Source organism: Anaerococcus senegalensis JC48, from assembly GCF_000321005.1.
Lineage (GTDB): Bacteria > Bacillota > Clostridia > Tissierellales > Peptoniphilaceae > Anaerococcus > Anaerococcus senegalensis.
In genome coordinates this window covers 1,052,184-1,070,819 of record NZ_HE578907.1, presented here as the reverse complement: position 1 = coordinate 1,070,819, position 18,636 = coordinate 1,052,184, and the positions used below count along the sequence as shown (strand labels likewise).

Genomic DNA, 18,636 nt, shown 5'->3' with positions numbered 1-18,636 from the left:
GACGGTATTGATGGTAAGGATGGAAAATCACCAGAAGCTAAAGTAGTAGATAATGGCGATGGAACACACACAATTATCATTACAAACCCAGACGGATCAGAAACAAAAACTATTGTAAAAGATGGTAAAGATGGAAAATCACCAGAAGCTAAAGTAGTAGACAACGGTGATGGAACTCACACTGTAACAATAACAAATCCAGATGGTACAACAACTACAACTATAATTAAAAATGGTGAAAAGGGTGACCAAGGTGAAAAAGGTCAAGATGGTCAACCAGGAACACCAGGTAAAGACGGTAAAGATGGTAAAGACGGAAAATCACCAGAAGCTAAAGTAGTAGATAATGGCGATGGAACACACACAATTATCATTACAAACCCAGACGGATCAGAAACAAAAACAATTGTAAAAGATGGTAAAGACGGAAAATCACCAGAAGCTAAAGTAGTAGACAACGGTGATGGAACTCACACTGTAACAATAACAAATCCAGATGGTACAACAACTACAACTATAATTAAAAATGGTGAAAAGGGTGACCAAGGTGAAAAAGGTCAAGATGGTCAACCAGGAACACCAGGTAAAGACGGTAAAGATGGAAAAGACGGAAAATCACCAGAAGCTAAAGTAGTAGATAATGGTGATGGAACACACACAATCATTATTACAAACCCAGATGGATCTGAAACAAAAACAATTGTAAAAGATGGAAAAGACGGAAAATCACCAGAAGCTAAAGTAGTAGACAACGGTGATGGAACTCACACTGTAACTATAACAAATCCAGATGGTTCTACAACTACAACAATCATCAAAGACGGTAAGAATGGAACAGACGGAAAAGATGGAAAAGACGGTAAGGATGGAAAATCACCAGAAGCTAAAGTAGTTAACAATGGTGACGGAACTCATACTGTAATTATCATCAATTCAGACGGAACTAGAACAGAAACTATCATCAAAGATGGTAAAGATGGAAAATCACCAAAAGTTGAAGTCAAAGACAATGGTGATGGAACTCATACTGTAATAGTTACAAATCCAGACGGAACAACATCAACAACTATCATCAAAGATGGTAAGGATGGAAAAGACGGTAAAGACGGTAAAGACGGCAAAGACGGCAAAGACGGTAAAGACGGCAAAGACGGTAAAGACGGCAAAGACGGTAAAGACGGCAAAGACGGCAAAGACGGTAAAGACGGCAAAGACGGTAAAGACGGCAAAGACGGCAAAGACGGCAAAGACGGTAAAGACGGTAAAGACGGCAAAGACGGTAAAGACGGCAACAATACTTGCAAGCCAGAAATACCATGGACACCATTAACTCCAGCAGAAGAAATAGAAGATGGAACACCATGGACACCACTAACTCCAGCAGAAGAAATAGAAGATGGAACACCATGGACACCATTAACTCCAGCAGAGGAAATAGAAGATGGAACACCATGGACACCATTAACTCCAGCAGAGGAAATAGAAGATGGAACACCATGGACACCATTAGAACCATCTGAACCAGTTGAGCCAAAAACACCAGAAAAATCAGAAAAAGTGGTAAGAACTGAAAATAAAACAAATGAAAGACCAAAATCTAAAGTTGTAAACAAAAATGAAGATGAATTATATAAGGTAACTTATGTGAAACCATCATCAAATAATGTTGATACAGGTGTAGGTTCAGCAACTGGAATAGTAGCTACACTAACAACTGCAGTAGGTGGACTATTTGTTAGCAAAAAGAGAAAAAATAAATAAGTAGATAATTTCTATTAAATTTATTAAAAGAAAGACAGGCTTTAGGGCTTGTCTTTTTTTTGGAAATGTTTAGGCTTTATATAAGATATAATTAAATATATAGGATAATGCTATTGTGAAAGAATAGCTAAAGGAATAATTTTAAATTAAGTAAAGTAAGGAAAAGAGATCTCTAGACTACTAAAATCAGTTTTCTTCGAAAACTTTTTCGTGCTCTAGCACTAATTTTTAGGGATAATTATGCCAAATCAAGGCATAATTATCTGCTCGAGATAGGTTAGTTATTTATGAGTTTAATAACTAAAGTATGTATTTAACTATTATAATATAAAATAATATCATCTCTCTTCATAGGAATAAAAAACAGAAAGGCATCAACCCCATCTCGAGCAGATAAACAACCGTCGGTTTTCGGTTGTTTATCCCGATTTATCGTACGCAGTGAATCGAGAGATCTCATTATTTATGTAGTTTATAAGATTAAATTTAAACTTAGGCAAAATGTGTGAAAGAGATCTCTCGGCTACTAAAATAAGTTTTCTTCGAAAACTTTTTCGTGCTCTAGCACTAATTTTTAGGGATAATTATGCCTAATCAAGGCATAATTATCTACTTGAGATGGGGGAATTTTTTATGGATTTCGTTAATAATTTTAATGAAAATGTATAATTTAAAGCTTTATGAATATAATATATATTAAGGTAACATTGAGGTTGATTTTTATATAAATTTTACTAAAGATTATCATTGTCGAATTATTATTATAAAAAGCCTGATAAAATTTTTTAGGACTAAGTTGGGTATATATTAATTGCAAGGAGGAAGATATGGATAAAGTGTTAGTATTTTTGGCTGATGGATTTGAAGAAATTGAGGGCCTTACTATTGTAGATTATTTGAGAAGGGTAGATATTTCTTTGGACACAGTTTCAATAAAGGATGATTTGTATGTTAAGGCAGCCCATAATGTAATTATTAAGGCTGATAAGTTAATCGATGAGATAAATTTGGATGATTATACAGCCCTTTATATTCCAGGAGGAACAAGGGGAGCTGAAAGATTAAGAGATGATCAAAAAGTTATTAATATAGTTAAAAAATTTGACCAAGATAAAAAAATTATTGCTGCAATTTGTGCAGGACCAATTGTTCTTGAAAGAGCAGGTATTGTTTCTGACAAAGCTGTGGTTTCTCATCCAAGCGTAGAAGATGATCTTAAAAATATTAGCAAATATGAAAAAGATGAGCTTGTAGTCCAAGATTCTAATATCTTAACTTCAAGAGGTGCTGGGGCAAGCATTTACTTGGCCTTAAAATTGATAGAGAAAATTTCGGGAAAAAATATAAAAGAAAAATTAAAACCAGGAATCCAACAAGATTTTATTGAAAATTATTTTTCTTTTAAGTATTAAAAAAGAGGCTGGAAAGTTATTTTCCAGTTTATTTTTTTGAAAATTTTCCTTTATTTAAAAAAAGCTTTGGATGTGTTAAAATAGAAGAATACTGAGAAGTATTTATTTTAATAAAAGCCTTAATTTTGGGCTTTATACAAGTGGAGGTATTATGAAAAAAATTGGTAAGGTTTTATTGGCCTTCTTGTTGGTTATTGGAGTTGGCTTTACAGGTTTTACTCTTGGTAAAAATTCTTCTAAAGATAATGCTTTGTTATCACAAGAAAACCAAAAACATATGGCTCAAATGGAAGCTATGAAAGAGTTAATAGATGAAAATTTCCTTTTTGATTACGATGAAAAGCAATTGTATGATGGATCTTTGAAAGGGATGTTTGAAAATTTGAAAGATCCTTACACAGCTTATTATACAAAAGATGAGTTTGATAAACTTATGGAAAGCGTGAATGGAAAATATGCTGGAATTGGAGTTGCAGTTCAAGCTAGTGATGAAGGTTATATCAAAGCTATTTCTGTTTTTGATGAGTCTCCTGCAAAAAAAGCTGGTATAGAAGTTGGCGATTATATTACTAAGGTTGATGGAGAGAGCTATTCTGCTGATCAACTAGAAGAAGCTGTTTCAAAAATTAGAGGAAATATCGGCGAAAAAGTTAAAATTACAGTTTTAAGAAAAAATGATAAAGATAAGGCTGAGGAAAAAGAAATAGAAGTTGAAAGAGCCGATGTAAAAGTTGATACTGTGGATAGCAAGGTAGTGGAAAAAGACGGAAATAGTGTTGGCTACATAAAAATTAAGGAATTTGAAGATGTAACCAAGGAAGAATTCGCAAAAGAATTGAAATCTTTAAAGGATCAAAACGTTGATGGAATTGTTATGGATCTTAGAAATAATCCAGGTGGAAGTCTTGATGTTTGCCTTGCAATAGCTGATACATTTTTGGATGAAGGTGCAATTGTTTCAACTGTTGATAAAAAAGGTAAAGAAATAGTTGAAAATAGTGATAAGGAAATGGATAAGACTCCAATGACAGTTTTAATTAATGAAAACTCTGCTTCAGCCTCAGAAATTTTGGCAGGTGCTTTCAAAGATAGAGGGAGGGCAAAAATTATAGGTAAAACTTCATTTGGAAAAGGAATTGTTCAAAAACTTTTCCCTCTAGAAGATGGTTCTGGTGTAAAGATTACAATCAGTGAATATTTCACACCTAATAAAACTAAAATTCATAAAATTGGTGTAAAACCTGATATTGAAGTTGAAAATAATAATGATAATATTCTAGATATAGAACAACTTGATCAAGATGATCAATTTAATAAGGCTATGGATACATTGTTGGATGAAATTAAGGGGTGATATTATGAATAGCTACAACAGCGAAAAAAGGATCGATGAGTTTAATGAATTATTAGAAAAAAAAGATATTCCAGCTTTGAAGGATTCTTTGAGAAGAACAAACCCGGTAGACATAGAAGAATTTATGTCTGAGCTTGACAATGAGCAAAGTTTGATTGTTTATAGACTTCTTAGAAAAGATGATGCTGCAGAAGTATTTGCAGAATTAAAACATGATGGCAAGCACCGACTTCTAACATCAATCACAGACCCAGAGCTTGATGCAATTGTAACAGCCTTAAATTTTGATGACGTGATTGATACCTTGGAAGAAATGCCAGCAACTGTTGTAAAAAGAATTTTGAGAAATTCTGATGCTGAGATGAGAAAGAGAGTAAATCAATTCTTACAATTTCCAGAAGATTCTGCTGGAAGTTTGATGACAACAGAATTTATAGAAGTAAATCCACAGATGACCTGCCAAAAAGTTTTGAAAAGGATAAAAAGAGTAGGAACAAGTAGCGCAACAATTTATACTTGCTATGTAACAGACAAAACAAAATCATTGTTGGGATATGTTTCTTTGAGAATGATTGTAACAAGTCCATCAGATACAAAAGTAAAAGACTTAATGTACGAGGATGTAATCAGCGTTGAGGCTTACGAAGATCAAGAAGAGGTAGCCAATACTTTTAGAAGATATGGATTTACGGCTCTTCCGGTTGTTGATAGCGAAAGAAGATTAATTGGTATAATTACAGTTGACGATATTATGGATGTAATGGAACTTGAAACAACTGAGGATTTCCAAAGAATGGCTGGTACAACACCAGATGAGGAAGAATATTCAAGTACATCTGCCTTAAAACTTGCAAAAAATAGATTACCATGGTTAATGTTTTTGATGGTTTCTGCTTCTTTTACATCAACAATTTTAAAATCAAGTCAAAAAGTTATAGAATCAATAATTGCTCTTAATATGTTTATACCTATGCTTACAGATTCTGGTGGAAATGCAGGAAGTCAATCATCAACTTTAGTTATACGTGGTATGGCAACAGGTGATGTAGAACTTGAAAATTGGTATAAAGTTGTATTTAAAGAATTTGAAGTTGGTGTTATAGTTGGATTTGTGATGTCATTTTTAGCGTTTTTAAAATGCTTCTTATTTGATAAAGTAGAACTTGAAGTAGCTTTTATAGTAGCAATTACAATTTTTGTGATAATAATCATAGCAAAAGTTGTGGGAGCACTACTTCCTATGGGAGCAAAAAAATTAGGATTTGATCCAGCAATAATGGCGAGTCCACTAATTACAACTATAGTAGATTCAATAGGATTAATTTGCTATTTTGAAGTTGCAAAAATTATTATGGGAATATAAATAAAAGCTTACCGTCAAGGTAGGCTTTTTAATTTATAGGTCAATTTCAAATTATTATATTATAAAATTTATTTAGTATTTAAATCCAAAAAGAATTAACCCATCTCGAGCAGATAATTATGCCTTGATTTGGCATAATTATCCCTAAAAATTATTGCTAGAGCACGAAAAAGTTTTCGAAGAAAACTGATTTTAGTAGCCAAGAGATCTTTTAAATTTGACGTGCTAAAGTTTAAAATTAATCTTTAGATTTACATAACCCACGAGATCTCTCGACAGGCTCGAGATGGGTAACTATCTTATTTTCTTAATTACTAAAGGCTTATAGATTCTATAATTATATTTTTAAATAAATTATAACTTAGAATATCAGTAAAAAAATGTAATTTATAATTTTCATTCAAAACTTATTTTAGTATTAAATTCAAAAAGAATTAACCCATCTCGAGCCTAGTCGAGAGATCTCTTAAATTGTCTTTGCTAAATTTTAAATTTATTTTCAGATTTACATAAGCAATCTAATCTTTTTTTAAATATAGCAAAAAAAAATACTGGATAAGAAAATCAATCTTCTCATCCAGTCTAAATTTTATTCTTCTTCGCTATTTTCTTCTTCTAATTCTTCTTTTACTTCTTCGTGAACAGCTTTTTTTATTTCTTTATTATCTATTATAGAACTTTCAGCAAGTCTATCTAGTTTTTCTTTTTCCATTCTTCCAAATTCTTCATTATCATCTAATTTTCTTTTTGTAAGCACTGAAATTGCAAATCTTCTTCTCATTTCGTGCTTGATTTCATCTTTTTCTCTAAACCAAGCTATTACTAAAATAATTGTAAGGGCAAGTCCCAAAAATCCTAATATTGGATATAGGATAGACATTAATTTTTTAAAGCCCATAAATGATAAAGCAAATCCTAGTAGAGTAAATACTACTAAATTTCTTCTAAATTTATTTTCTGTATCTGAAAATCTTCTTGCTGCTGAATAAAATAAGGAAATTGATGAGTTGAAAATCATTCCAAAAATTATTAGTGACATTATAAGTCCTAAAGTTGGATGAATATTTTCCAATACAATTTGCATTGGTATATCAGAATCTTTTACAATTGGTAGGGTGAAAAATAAAGTAAAACCAACAAGAGCTGTAAGAATTGCAACCATTAGTCCACCAAGCATTCCTCCAAGTCCTGCTTCTGCTGAATCTGTTTTACTTCCGCCAAGTACAAATGCCATTGAAATTCCACTTATCATACATAAACCAAAATAATTTACTGTAGAAAGTGCTACGTTTGGTAGTGGGGAAATTACTGATTGGGATAATTGATCTAATCTTTGCCAATCTGGTTTTATTGTTACAAATGTATAAATACTTCCAATAACTGCAAATAAAATAATTAATGGAGTAAATGCTCCAATAACTTTTGTAACCTTATCAAAATCTAACATCCCAATAAAAATTATCAAAAGGGTACAAATTAATGATCCAACCCATGGTTTAAATCCAAATTGTTGGTTTAAATTTGACCCTGCTCCTGCAATCATTACAAATCCCATCAAGAAACAATTAATTACTAGGGCAAAATCCATAAATTTTCCAACATATTTATTAGAAACTTCTTCAATTACATCAATGTGACTGTCAGCAAGGTAGTGAGAGCCAAGTTGGAGAATTATTCCTCCTACTAAAATATGCATAATTCCAATTGCACCTAGACCAAAAAGTCCGGGGATACCAAAGGAAACAAAATATTGCATAAGTTCTTGTCCACTGGCAAGTCCTGCTCCTGTTAATACACCTACATAGGCGAGCATTATACTTATAGTTTTTTTGTTCATTATTTCTCCTTTTTTTAGTTTAAAATTTTTATTAAAAAATAAAAGTGTTGGGACCTACCAACACTTTTTAGTTTAAGAAAATTGGTTTATTACAACTTTTGGTATTATTTTTTCTATAGCTTCTCTTGTTGGCAAATCTAAAACTTCTGCTGTTGCAGTTGCAGCAGCTACTGCAACTTTGTAGGCTTCTAGTGTATCATTTGTTCTAACTAAAGTTCCAATAAAACCACCAATCATCGCATCACGACAAGCTACAGAATTAACCACTTCATTTAAATGAATTTCTTCAGAAATATATGAATGTCCGTCTTCTGAAAAGAACATTGATCCCTTTTTACCATAGGAAACTATTGCATTTTGGGCTCCCATTTCTACAATTTTCTTTCCGTATTTATCCATATCTTCAATTGTTTCAATTTTTGTACCAAAAATTTCCATCAAATCGTCTACATTTGGTTTTACAAGAATTGGATTTTCTTTGATTGCACCTGGCAAATATTGGGCAGGTATATCAGCTATAAAATTTGCTTTGTTTGCCTTTGCTATTGAAATCATTCTTGAATAAATATCTTCGTCAGCTTTTTCTTCCATTGGAGGAACAGATCCACCAAAAACTATAGTATCACCTTCTCCTACTCTAGAAAGATAATATAAAAGTTCATCAACTTCAAAATGACTGATATTTGGACCTTTAGAATCAATGGTTGTTTCTTCATTATCTAATAATAATTTTATATTTGTTCTATTTTCTTCTTCAATATTTACAAAATCTGTCATGATATTTTCTTTATCAAGCCATTGTTCAATAAAATTACCTTGGTGACCACCAATAAATCCTGTTGCCACAGTTGGTATTTTTAGTTGAGATAGGACTCTAGAAACATTTAATGCCTTTCCTCCTGGTAGGGTAAATTCATCTGAAACATGGTTTCTATTTCCAATATTAAGGTTATTCACTTCCAAAAAAACATCCACAGATGGATTTAGTGTAACTGTGTAAATCATAATTCCTCCATTAATTTAATCTTTTCTAATTATTCTAATTTCTATACCCTAAAATCATAAATTGCTTCTATAACTTCTTCCATATGAAGACCTCTAGATCCCTTTACAAAGACTAGGGAATATTTTGTTATTAGAAGTTTTAATTTATCTATTAGGTCGTCTTTATTATCAAAATAGAAGCTTCTATCTTTAGGAAAATTTTCCAAACTTGCCTTATACATTTGTTTACTAAGTGGTCCAAAAAATAGGCAATAATTTATTTTTTTGGGATCAATATCAAGACCAGATTTATAGTGAAGATTTAATTCGTCATCTCCAAGCTCTAGCATATCTCCCAAAACTACAATTTTATTTAAATATCCATCCAAAAATCCAGCTAGTTCTAGTCCTTGTTTTAGGGATTGAGGATTAGATTTGTAGGCATCATCAAGAATATCAAATCCATTTCTTTCAACTAATTCATTTCTATTTGCATTGTTTGATGATTTTGAAAGTCCCTTGTTAATTTCATTAAATGAAAGCTCAAAAAGTTTTCCAATCAAAACTGCTAGGGCACCGTTATAAACTTGGTGAGAACCTAACAAAGGAACTGAATAAATTTCATCCTTGTAAGAAAAATTTGTTGAAGTATTGGTATGTTCTTTTGGAACTACTTTAAAATCAACATTTTCTCCTACACCAAAAGAAATAGTTTCTTGTTTAATATCATATGATGGTAGAACTTTTTTCAATATTTCGTCATCACCGTTATATAAAAATTTTCCATCATCCTTTAATCCTTCAAGAATTTCAAGTTTTGCTTTGGCAATTCCTTCTCTTGATTTAAGTTTAAGAAGGTGGGCATCACCTATATTTGTAATCATTGCCATGTCAGGCAAAGCTATATTTGTCAAAACAGAAATTTCTCCAAAATCATCTGTTCCCATTTCTACAACACCAATATCAGTGTCTTCACAAAAATCTAAAATTGTAAGAGGAACTCCTATTTCGTTGTTTAAATTTCCATGAGTTTTTTCAACCTTATATTTTTCTGAAAGGACTGAATGGATAATATTTTTGCTAGTAGTTTTTCCGTTTGAACCAGTTATAGCTATAATTTTTATATCAAGTTCTTTTCTATAAGCTCTTGCAAGATCCCTTAGGGCTTTTTGTGTATCTTCTACTTTTATGTAGGGGATATTGATTGATTTTTGTATTTTATAATTTTTGTCAATCAAAAAAGCAGGAGCTCCCGCATTTTGACATTCTTCAATAAAAATTCTACCATCAAATTTTTCTCCAACTATTGGAATATAAAGACAATCTTTTTTTATAGTTCTTGAATCAATAGATACACCCTTTATTTTTACATCAGAATATTTTAAATCAGAAATCTCGCCACCAACCATTTTGGCTATTTGATCTAAACATCTTTCAATCATTTAAATCTCCTTTGTTGAAAACTTTTAAATCCTTCATCAATTAGCATATCTAAAATTTCTGTAAATTCTAAATCAAAACTAATTTTACATAATCTTGCAAAAAATGAAGTTGGAGTAAAACCAGGGAAGGTGTTAATTTCATTTATATAAAATTCATTATCTTTTAAAAAGACATCAACTCTTGCAAAACCTTGGCATCCACAAGCTTTATAACATTCTTTAGCAAATTCCAATAAGTCTTTTTCAAGTTTTTCATCCATTTCATAAGGAAGATTTTCGACTGTAGATTTATCAAAATATTTAGCATCATAGTCAAGAAAAGTATGATTTGTAGTATAAGCACCAGGTTTTGATGCAATTATATCATTATCTCCAATTACAGCAATTTCAACTTCTTGACCAATAATAGCTTCTTCAACTAAAATCTTTTCGTCATATTTTAAAGCTTCTTTTCCAAATTTTAATAAATCATCAATATTTTCAGCTTTATTTACACCTACAGAAGATCCATTTGCTGATGGCTTTACAATCATTGGAAATTTAATATATTCTTGGCATTTTTTTGCAAAATCTTCATCAAAACTATCTTCTTTTGCATAAAGGTATCTAGCTTGTTTTAATTTATTTTTTTCAAAAATATCATTCGCAGTCACCTTATCCATACAAACAGATGATGATAAAAGTCCATTTCCAATATAGGCCATATCAATAGCATCCAAAAATCCTTGTATAGTTCCATCTTCTCCGTAAGTTCCATGAATACAAGGAATAATAATAGTATTTTCTTTATCCTTATCTTTTAATTCTAAGAGAAAATCAGAAATTGATTCTAAAATATTTTCTTTACATTCTTTTACAAGATCAAATTCATCATCTGTATCTATAAAATCAAAAGCATTTGAAAATCTGCCTTTTTTGTCAACATATACAAGTTTTAACTTATATTTTTCTTTGTTTAAATTTTTTGAAATATTAAGGGCACTTCTTAGAGCTATATCATGCTCGCTTGAAGGTCCACCGCATAATAAATAAGTATTAATCATTTGTCTCTCCATATAATTTATATAAAAATTTTACTACATATGAGAAATTAGAGCAAATAAAAGGAAAATCGATTAATAAAAAATAAAATTTTGTCAAAATCCTTTAAAAATTTTTTAAATATAATTTTTGTTAGAGTATAATAAATATAGAAAATAAAATAGGAGGATTTATGGAATACAAAGACTTACAACCTAAAGAAGTGTTTCATTGGTTTAAAGAAATTTCAAATATACCAAGAGAAAGTGGGAATGAACAAGGAATTTCAGATTTTTTAGTAAATTTTGCAAAAGAAAGAAATTTAGAATATTGGCAAGATGATGTTTTAAATGTATATATAAAGAAAGAAGCTAAAAAAGGATGTGAAGATTATCCAGAAATTTTACTTCAAGGTCATATGGATATGGTGGCTGTAAAAGAAAAAGATTCTGATCATGATTTTTCAAAAGATCCTATCGAACTTCTTGTAGAAGGAGATTGGGTTACAGCTAATAAAACAACCCTTGGTGCTGATGATGGAATGGCAGTAGCTTATGCTCTTGCAATTTTAGATAATGATGAAATTAATCACGGTCCAATTGCAGCACTAATTACAACAGGTGAAGAAACATCAATGGTTGGTGTAAATAATCTTGATGCTAAAAAATTAGGAAATCCAAAATATCTTTTAAATATTGACAGTGAAGAAGAAGCAATTCTTACAATTGGATGTGCAGGCGGAATGGATATTAAATTTTCATTTGAAAAAGAATACGAAAAAGCAAATGGAGAATTTATTTCAATAGAATTTAAAAATTTCCAAGGTGGACATTCAGGAATGGAAATTGATAAATTCAGATTAAATGCAATCAAGGGCCTTGTAAGGGTAATTGATACTCTTGATTCATACAAAATTGCAAAAATTGAAGGTGGAGTAAAAAGAAATGCCATTCCTTCACATTCATATGCAATTGTAGAAGTAGAAAACGCTAAAGAAGCTATTGAAAAATTAGAAGAAGTAAAAGAAAATATTTTACATGAATACAAAAACTCAGATCCAAATGGACAAATCATAATTGAACAATGTGATTATGATGGGGAAGTATTTACAAAAGAATTATCAGAAAAAATTGTAAATTCTAACTTAATTTTAGCAGATGGTCCTGTAAAGAAATTTGATGGATCAATGGTTACAAGTTCAAACCTTGGATTAATCGAAGAAGATGATAAAACTATAACATTTACAGTCCTTGCTAGAAGTGAGCTAACAAGTGCAAAAAGATTTAGACGTGATGTAATTAAAAGACAAGTTGAAATATTTGGAGCAAAAGTTACATCTGATAATGAATATCCAGGTTGGGAAAGAGAAGACAGCGAACTTTTAGAAAAAATGGTAAAAGTTTGGGAAAATTTATTTGGTAAAAAACCTCAAATCTTAACAACTCATGGTGGACTTGAATGTGGATTATTAAAACAAGATTTGAAAGATACTCAAATGGTTTCATTTGGTCCTGAAATAGAAGGTGCTCACTCACCAGAAGAAAGAGTAAACATAAAATCTACAGAAAATAATTATAAATTTTTAGTAGAATTACTAAAAGAATTAAGATAAGAAAAAAAAGAGGCTTCGGCCTCTTTTATATTTATCATAATAATAAATATAAAAGAAGCTTGTTAAATTTTTATTTCATGTTATAATAATAAAAGAAAGGAAATCATTTTCTGAAAAAAACAGACTGTTTAAAACACTAAGCTGTCGAAGTGAAACCGTTGTATTTTTATAGGAAAACGTGTATAATAAATATAGCGAGTTAAGGTCTTGAGTTAAAACAAATATAGACTGATAATATTAATTTATCAACAAAAATATGGAGGAGTTATGTACGAGGAAAAAGTCACATTAGTGAATGAAATCGGTTTACATGCAAGGCCTGCTTCTATTTTTATTAGAGAAGCTGTTAAGCATGGATGCGATATAAATGTAGAAAAAGATGGTAGAGTTTATAATGCTAAATCAATTATGTCTGTGCTTTCAATGAGTGCTGGTAAAGGTGAAGAAATTATTATAAAAGCTCAAGGTGAGGGTGAACAAGAAGCTGTAAAAAGTTTAGTTGATTTAGTTGAAAATGAATTAACAAATTATTAGTTGAAAATATATATATTTAAAATAAAATATTTAATTATAGAGAACACTTTTATTAAAAGTGTTTTTTTCTTTGGGAAAAGTAAAATTGAATTTGTAAGTATTAATTTATTTATAAAAATATTAGAAAATAATCAAAACAAATTTTATTATTAGATGTTAAGATTTCAAGTTTTGACAATCCGTACTAAAGTAGTATACTTTTTAATGGATATAAGATTTATTTTCTCGAAAATTATAAGAAGAGGTACAAAATGAAAGAATTATTAAAAGTTGAAAATTTACATGTTTCAGTTGGAGATACTGAAATATTAAAAGGAATAAATTTAAAGGTTAATGCTGGAGAAGTTCATGTAATAATGGGTTCAAATGGATCAGGAAAATCTACTTTCATGAATTCAATTATGGCTAATCCAATTTATGATGTTACTGAAGGAAAAATATTTTTTGAAGGTAATGATATAACAGATCTTACAACAGATAAAAGAGCAAAAGCAGGAATTTTTATGTCTTTCCAATCACCAGATGCAATTAATGGTGTAAAATTAAGAGATTTCTTAAAACAAGCAAAAGAAGAAGTTACAGGCAAAAAACCATCAATTTTAGGATTTAATAAAGAATTAAAAAAAGAAATGGATGATTTAAAATTATCTGAAGAATATGCAAATAGATATGTAAATGTAGGATTTTCTGGTGGAGAAAGAAAAAAATCAGAAATTTTACAATTAAAAATGTTAAATCCAAAACTTGCTATGCTTGACGAAACTGATTCAGGACTTGATGTTGATGCAGTAAGAATTGTAAGTGAAGGAATCAAAAATTATTTAAGCGAAGATAATGCAGTAATAGTTGTAACTCACCACAATGAATTATTGGCAAATATTGATGTTGATTATGTTCACGTTTTAAAAGATGGAGTAATCAAAGAAACATCTGATGCAAGCCTAATGGAAAAAATTGAAAAAGAAGGATATGAGTGGGTTTAATATGACAGAAAAGAAATTTGATGAATCAACCTTTAAGGATATTGATAGGGGTATTTATGATGTCATTGACAAGTTTGAATACTCAGATATTTCCGATAAGGGTATAAACAAAAAAATAGTTGAAGAATTATCAAAAAAGAAAAACGAACCAGAGTGGATGTTAAAGAGAAGACTTCAATCTCTTTTGATTTTTGAACAAACTGAAAATCCTGCATGGGGACCGGATCTTTCTGAATTAAATATGGCAGATATAACAACTTATGTTAAGCCAAAAACTACAAAGAAAGATAATTGGGAATCCTTACCAGATGAAATTAAAGACACATTTGATAGGCTAGGAATTCCACAAGCTGAACAAGAATCTCTTGCAGGAGTTGGAGCTCAATACGACAGTGAGGAAGTTTACCATTCAATTCAAAAACACTTATCAGATCAAGGAGTGATTTTTACAGATTTTGATACAGCTTTAAGAGAACATGAAGAAATTGTTCACAAATATTTTCAAAGAGCAATTCCACCAACTCTACACAAATATGCTGCTCTTCACGGTGCTGTTTGGTCAGGTGGATCTTTAATTTATGTACCAAAGGGAGTGAATGTAGATATTCCACTTCAATCTTATTACAGATTAAACGCACCAGGAGCTGGACAATTTGAACACACAATGATTATTGCAGAAGAAGGAGCAAAAGTTCATTTTATAGAAGGATGTTCTGCACCAAGATATAATGTTGTAAATCTTCACGCAGGAAGTGTAGAAATTTTTGTTCATAAAGATGCAGAAGTAAGATTTTCAACAATAGAAAACTGGTCAAGAAATATGTACAACCTTAATACAAAAAGAGCAATTGTTGAAGAAAATGGTCAAGTTGAATGGATTTCTGGATCTTTTGGTTCAAAAGTATCCATGCTTTATCCAACAACAATTTTAAATGGAGAAGGAGCAAGAGCAGAATACACAGGAATAACTTATGCATCAAACGGTCAATACATTGATAATGGTTGTTCAATGATCCATAATGCACCAAATACTTATTCAACAGCTCTTACAAAATCTATTACTCAAGGAAATGGAAAATCAATGACAAGATCTTTTGTAAAAATCGGAAAAAAAGCAAAGGGATCAAAGTCAACTGTTGATTGTGAAAACTTAATGTTATCACGCGAATCAAAATCAGATACAATTCCAACTCTTGATATTAGAAATGATGACGTAGATTGTGGACACGAAGCAAAAATTGGATCTCTTGATCAAAAACAAATATTTTATTTAATGAGTAGGGGAATTCCAGAAAACGAAGCAAAATCTATGATAGTTAGAGGATTTGCTGAGCCAGTTGCAAAAGAATTGCCACTAGAATATGCTGTTGAAATGAATAATTTGATTGATATGGAATTGGAAGGAGCAAATGGCTGATGGATAAAGTAAATGTAATGAGAGAGCCTACTTGGTCATATACCAAGCTAAATTATAGTAAAAAAGCTCCAAGTTTAAATGAAAAAAAAGCTTACAAAAATTTTCAAAGTTCAAATAAAGAAAATAAATCTTTAAATGAAATTTTTAGTAAAAAAAATTATGGGCTTTCACAAGCTTTCTTAGATGAGAATAAAGAATTTAATAATTTAGATATTTATAGAGACATTGATGGAGAAAATGAACTTGAATTTATAAATTTAAATCTAGATGAAAGTTCAAATCAATTGGTAAATAAAATTGATATAAATGCAGAAAAAGGATCAAATTCTTCTTTCTTAATTAATTTTTCTCAAAGTGAGGGGAATTCATCTTATCTAAATTCTTTGATAAGGGTAAATCTTGAAGAAGATTCTTTTGTGAAATTAGTTGTTGTGGTGGATTTATTAGAAAATTCTGTAAATTTGCAACAAATTTCATCAATTATAGGCGATAGAGCAAATTTTGATATTTCATATTTAGAGCTTGGATCAAGTAAGTCTTATGTAAATATTAGAAATTTCCTTGATGGAGAAGAATCAAATCTTGAAGAAAATGGAATTTATTTTAAAGAAAATGATGACTTTTTAGATATAGCAGCTTTCAACGACCATAAAGCAAAAGTTACAAATTCAAATTGTTTTTTTAATGGTGCTTTAAAAGGAAAAGCTGAGAAAAGATGGAAGGGTGTTGTTGATCTTAAAAGAGGATGTGAGCATGCTGATGGGAAAATTGGAGATTATGCAGTAATGCTTAGTCCTGATGCAATAAATAGGTCTGCTCCAGTTTTATTAAATGAAGAAAAGGATGTTTCTGGAGAACACGCAGCAAGTGTTGGTAGATTTGATAAGGCAATGTTATTTTATATAATGAGTAGAGGATTTTCTAAAAGAAAAGCAGAAAGTTTGATGCTTGAAGCTAATTTTGCTCCAACAATTGATAAAATTGATCATGAAGAATTGAGAGAAAAAGTTAGATATAAAGTTCACACGATGAATACGAGGGATTAGTATGGATATAGAAAAAATAAGAGAAGAGTTTCCGTTTTTGGATGAAGAAAAAACTGGAAAAAAAGTTATTTATCTAGATTCAGCAGCAACAAGTCAAAACCCTATTTTCGTAATAAATGCTCAAGCTGATTATTACAAATATTCAAATGCAAATCCTCATAGAGGGGCTCACTTTTTATCTTGGAAAGCAACAGAAGTTTTTGAAAATACAAGAGAAAAGATAAAAGATTTCATAAAGGCAGAAAGAAGCGAAGAAATAATTTATACAAGAAATGCAACAGAATCTTTGAATCTTGTAGCCTATTCTTATGCATGTGAAAATTTAAAAAAGGGCGATGAAATTGTAATTTCAATTCTAGAACATCATGCAAATTTAGTTCCTTGGCAAAGAGTGGCTAAAGAAACTGGGGCAGTTTTAAAATATGTTTATTTAAATGAGGATTATTCATTAAATTATGAAGAGTTGAAAGAAAAAATCACAGAAAAAACAAAAATTGTTTCAATCACAGCTTCATCAAATGTTACAGGTGAAATGACAGATCAAAAAATGATCACAAAACTTGCCCATCAAGTTGGTGCGATTTCAATTGTTGATGCCTGCCAACTAGCTCCACACGGAAAAATTGATGTAAAAGATTTGGATTGTGATTTTCTTGCTTTTTCAGGACATAAAATGTATGGACCAATGGGAATTGGAATTTTGTATGGTAAATATAATTTGCTTGAAAAATTAAAACCATACAATCTTGGTGGCGATATGATTGAATATGTTTATGAACAAGAATCTACCTTTGCAGCTCCTGCTCAAAAATTTGAAGCAGGAACCCAAGATGTAGGAGGAGTTGTTGGACTTTCTGCAGCAATTGATTTTATGAATGAAATAGGTGTGGAAAATATTTATAAACATGAGAATGAGCTTGCAAGATATGCTTATGAATTAATTAAAGATATAGACCATATAAAAGTATTTTTCCCAGAAAAAAGAAAAACAGGATCTGTAGTTTCTTTTACTTTTGATGATATTCACCCACACGATGTTGCAACAATTTTGGATATGAAAGGAATTGCTGTAAGAAGTGGTCACCATTGTGCTATGCCTCTTCATACTTATCTTGATGTATCTTCAACTTGCAGAGTATCATTTGCAATATATAATACTAAAGAGGAAGTAGAATATTTTGCAAAAGAGCTTAAAAATGTAAGAAAGGTGATGGGACTTTAATGGACTTAAACGATGTATATACTCAAGTAATTTTAGAAAATTCTAGAAACCAAAAAAATAAAAGAAATTTAGAAAATCCTGATATAAAAGAGCCAGGACACAATCCTTCATGTGGAGATGAAATTGTTTTGGAATTAAAACATGATGGAAATGTAATAACAGATGCAGCTTTTACTGGACATGGTTGTGCAATAAGCCAAGCTGCAACTTCTGTTATGTGCGATGAAATTGTAGGAAAAACAATAGAAGAAGCAAAAGAAATGGCAAAAATTTATATAGATATGATAAGAAGAGAAGATATAAGTGATGAGGATTTGGAAAAAATTGGAGATGCAGCAGCCTTCCAAAATATTTCAAATATGCCACAAAGGGTAAAATGCGCACTTTTATCTTGGAAAACTTTGGATGAAGTTATAGATAAAGATGTCAAATAATAATTTTTTTAAAGATTATAAATTTATAGAATTTGTTACAAGTACTATAACTTTTGTTCTTCTTATAATTCTAACAATAATTCAATATGTAAAAAATAAACCATTTTGGTGGATAATCTTATTGGTAACTATTATTATGGGTGCCAATGCCTATGTAAAATATAAAAATTTCAAAGAAAATAAAAAGCATTCTTAGAAAAATCTAGGAATGCTTT

The 18,636-nt window shown here is 30.4% G+C and carries 16 protein-coding genes; 12 read left to right on the top strand and 4 right to left on the bottom strand.

Translation table 11 applies throughout. The annotated features are described in order from the left end of the window. The 4 genes from ASHG_RS09125 to mgtE all read left to right on the top strand — a co-directional run. On the top strand, positions 1–1,761 hold a 1,761-nt coding region (locus ASHG_RS09125), incomplete at its 5' end, for a collagen-flanked surface repeat-containing protein (protein ID WP_449224052.1). Positions 1,762–2,588: 827 nt separating this feature from the next. Further along, a complete protein-coding gene (locus ASHG_RS05270; RefSeq protein ID WP_040397998.1) occupies positions 2,589–3,173 on the top strand; it encodes a DJ-1 family glyoxalase III in 585 nt (194 codons plus the stop codon). Positions 3,174–3,324: 151 nt separating this feature from the next. Further along, positions 3,325–4,527 carry a S41 family peptidase gene (locus ASHG_RS05265; protein WP_040397996.1) on the top strand — a complete coding sequence of 401 codons (1,203 nt, stop codon included), beginning with the start codon at positions 3,325–3,327 and terminating at the stop codon, positions 4,525–4,527. A gap of 4 nt (positions 4,528–4,531) precedes the next feature. Then, entirely contained in the window at positions 4,532–5,890 is a 1,359-nt protein-coding gene (gene mgtE / locus ASHG_RS05260) for a magnesium transporter (RefSeq protein ID WP_040397991.1), read from the top strand. Between the two features lie 589 nt (positions 5,891–6,479). On the opposite strand, the gene ASHG_RS05255 is transcribed toward mgtE, so the two are convergent. The 4 genes from ASHG_RS05255 to ASHG_RS05240 form a co-directional block, all read right to left on the bottom strand. After that, complete coding sequence (locus ASHG_RS05255; RefSeq protein ID WP_040397989.1) at positions 6,480–7,727, bottom strand: YkvI family membrane protein; 1,248 nt, start codon at positions 7,725–7,727, stop codon at positions 6,480–6,482. 72 nt (positions 7,728–7,799) lie between these two features. After that, the gene (locus tag ASHG_RS05250; RefSeq protein WP_040397988.1) at positions 7,800–8,732 is read right to left on the bottom strand and encodes a 1-phosphofructokinase family hexose kinase; all 933 of its coding nucleotides are present in this window, start codon (positions 8,730–8,732) and stop codon (positions 7,800–7,802) included. Positions 8,733–8,773: 41 nt separating this feature from the next. Next, the gene (locus ASHG_RS05245; protein ID WP_040397985.1) at positions 8,774–10,153 is read right to left on the bottom strand and encodes a UDP-N-acetylmuramoyl-tripeptide--D-alanyl-D-alanine ligase; all 1,380 of its coding nucleotides are present in this window, start codon (positions 10,151–10,153) and stop codon (positions 8,774–8,776) included. Continuing rightward, complete coding sequence (locus tag ASHG_RS05240; protein ID WP_040397984.1) at positions 10,150–11,196, bottom strand: D-alanine--D-alanine ligase family protein; 1,047 nt, start codon at positions 11,194–11,196, stop codon at positions 10,150–10,152. Before ASHG_RS05240 ends, ASHG_RS05245 begins: the two co-directional genes overlap by 4 nt. A 170-nt stretch (positions 11,197–11,366) precedes the next feature. On the opposite strand from ASHG_RS05240, the gene pepD reads away from it, so the two are divergent. The 8 genes from pepD (at position 11,367) to ASHG_RS05200 (ending at position 18,617) form a co-directional block, all read left to right on the top strand. Beyond that, the gene (pepD, locus tag ASHG_RS05235; protein ID WP_040397982.1) at positions 11,367–12,785 is read left to right on the top strand and encodes a beta-Ala-His dipeptidase; all 1,419 of its coding nucleotides are present in this window, start codon (positions 11,367–11,369) and stop codon (positions 12,783–12,785) included. Positions 12,786–13,052: 267 nt separating this feature from the next. Further along, a complete protein-coding gene (locus ASHG_RS05230) occupies positions 13,053–13,319 on the top strand; it encodes an HPr family phosphocarrier protein (protein ID WP_040397981.1) in 267 nt (88 codons plus the stop codon). A 251-nt stretch (positions 13,320–13,570) separates the two neighbouring features. Continuing rightward, positions 13,571–14,302, top strand: coding sequence for a Fe-S cluster assembly ATPase SufC (sufC, locus tag ASHG_RS05225; RefSeq protein WP_040397980.1), 732 nt, complete (start codon positions 13,571–13,573; stop codon positions 14,300–14,302). 1 nt (position 14,303) lies between these two features. Then, on the top strand, positions 14,304–15,719 hold the full coding sequence (gene sufB, locus ASHG_RS05220) for a Fe-S cluster assembly protein SufB (protein WP_040398407.1): 1,416 nt from the start codon (positions 14,304–14,306) through the stop codon (positions 15,717–15,719). Then, positions 15,719–16,765, top strand: coding sequence for a SufD family Fe-S cluster assembly protein (locus ASHG_RS05215; protein WP_040397979.1), 1,047 nt, complete (start codon positions 15,719–15,721; stop codon positions 16,763–16,765). Before sufB ends, ASHG_RS05215 begins: the two co-directional genes overlap by 1 nt. Before the next feature lies 1 nt (position 16,766). Beyond that, on the top strand, positions 16,767–17,987 hold the full coding sequence (locus tag ASHG_RS05210) for an aminotransferase class V-fold PLP-dependent enzyme (protein ID WP_040397977.1): 1,221 nt from the start codon (positions 16,767–16,769) through the stop codon (positions 17,985–17,987). Next, on the top strand, positions 17,987–18,421 hold the full coding sequence (sufU, locus tag ASHG_RS05205) for a Fe-S cluster assembly sulfur transfer protein SufU (protein ID WP_040397975.1): 435 nt from the start codon (positions 17,987–17,989) through the stop codon (positions 18,419–18,421). The genes ASHG_RS05210 and sufU overlap by 1 nt, the downstream gene beginning before the upstream one ends. Continuing rightward, on the top strand, positions 18,411–18,617 hold the full coding sequence (locus tag ASHG_RS05200) for a hypothetical protein (protein WP_040397974.1): 207 nt from the start codon (positions 18,411–18,413) through the stop codon (positions 18,615–18,617). Before sufU ends, ASHG_RS05200 begins: the two co-directional genes overlap by 11 nt. Positions 18,618–18,636 lie beyond the last annotated feature (19 nt).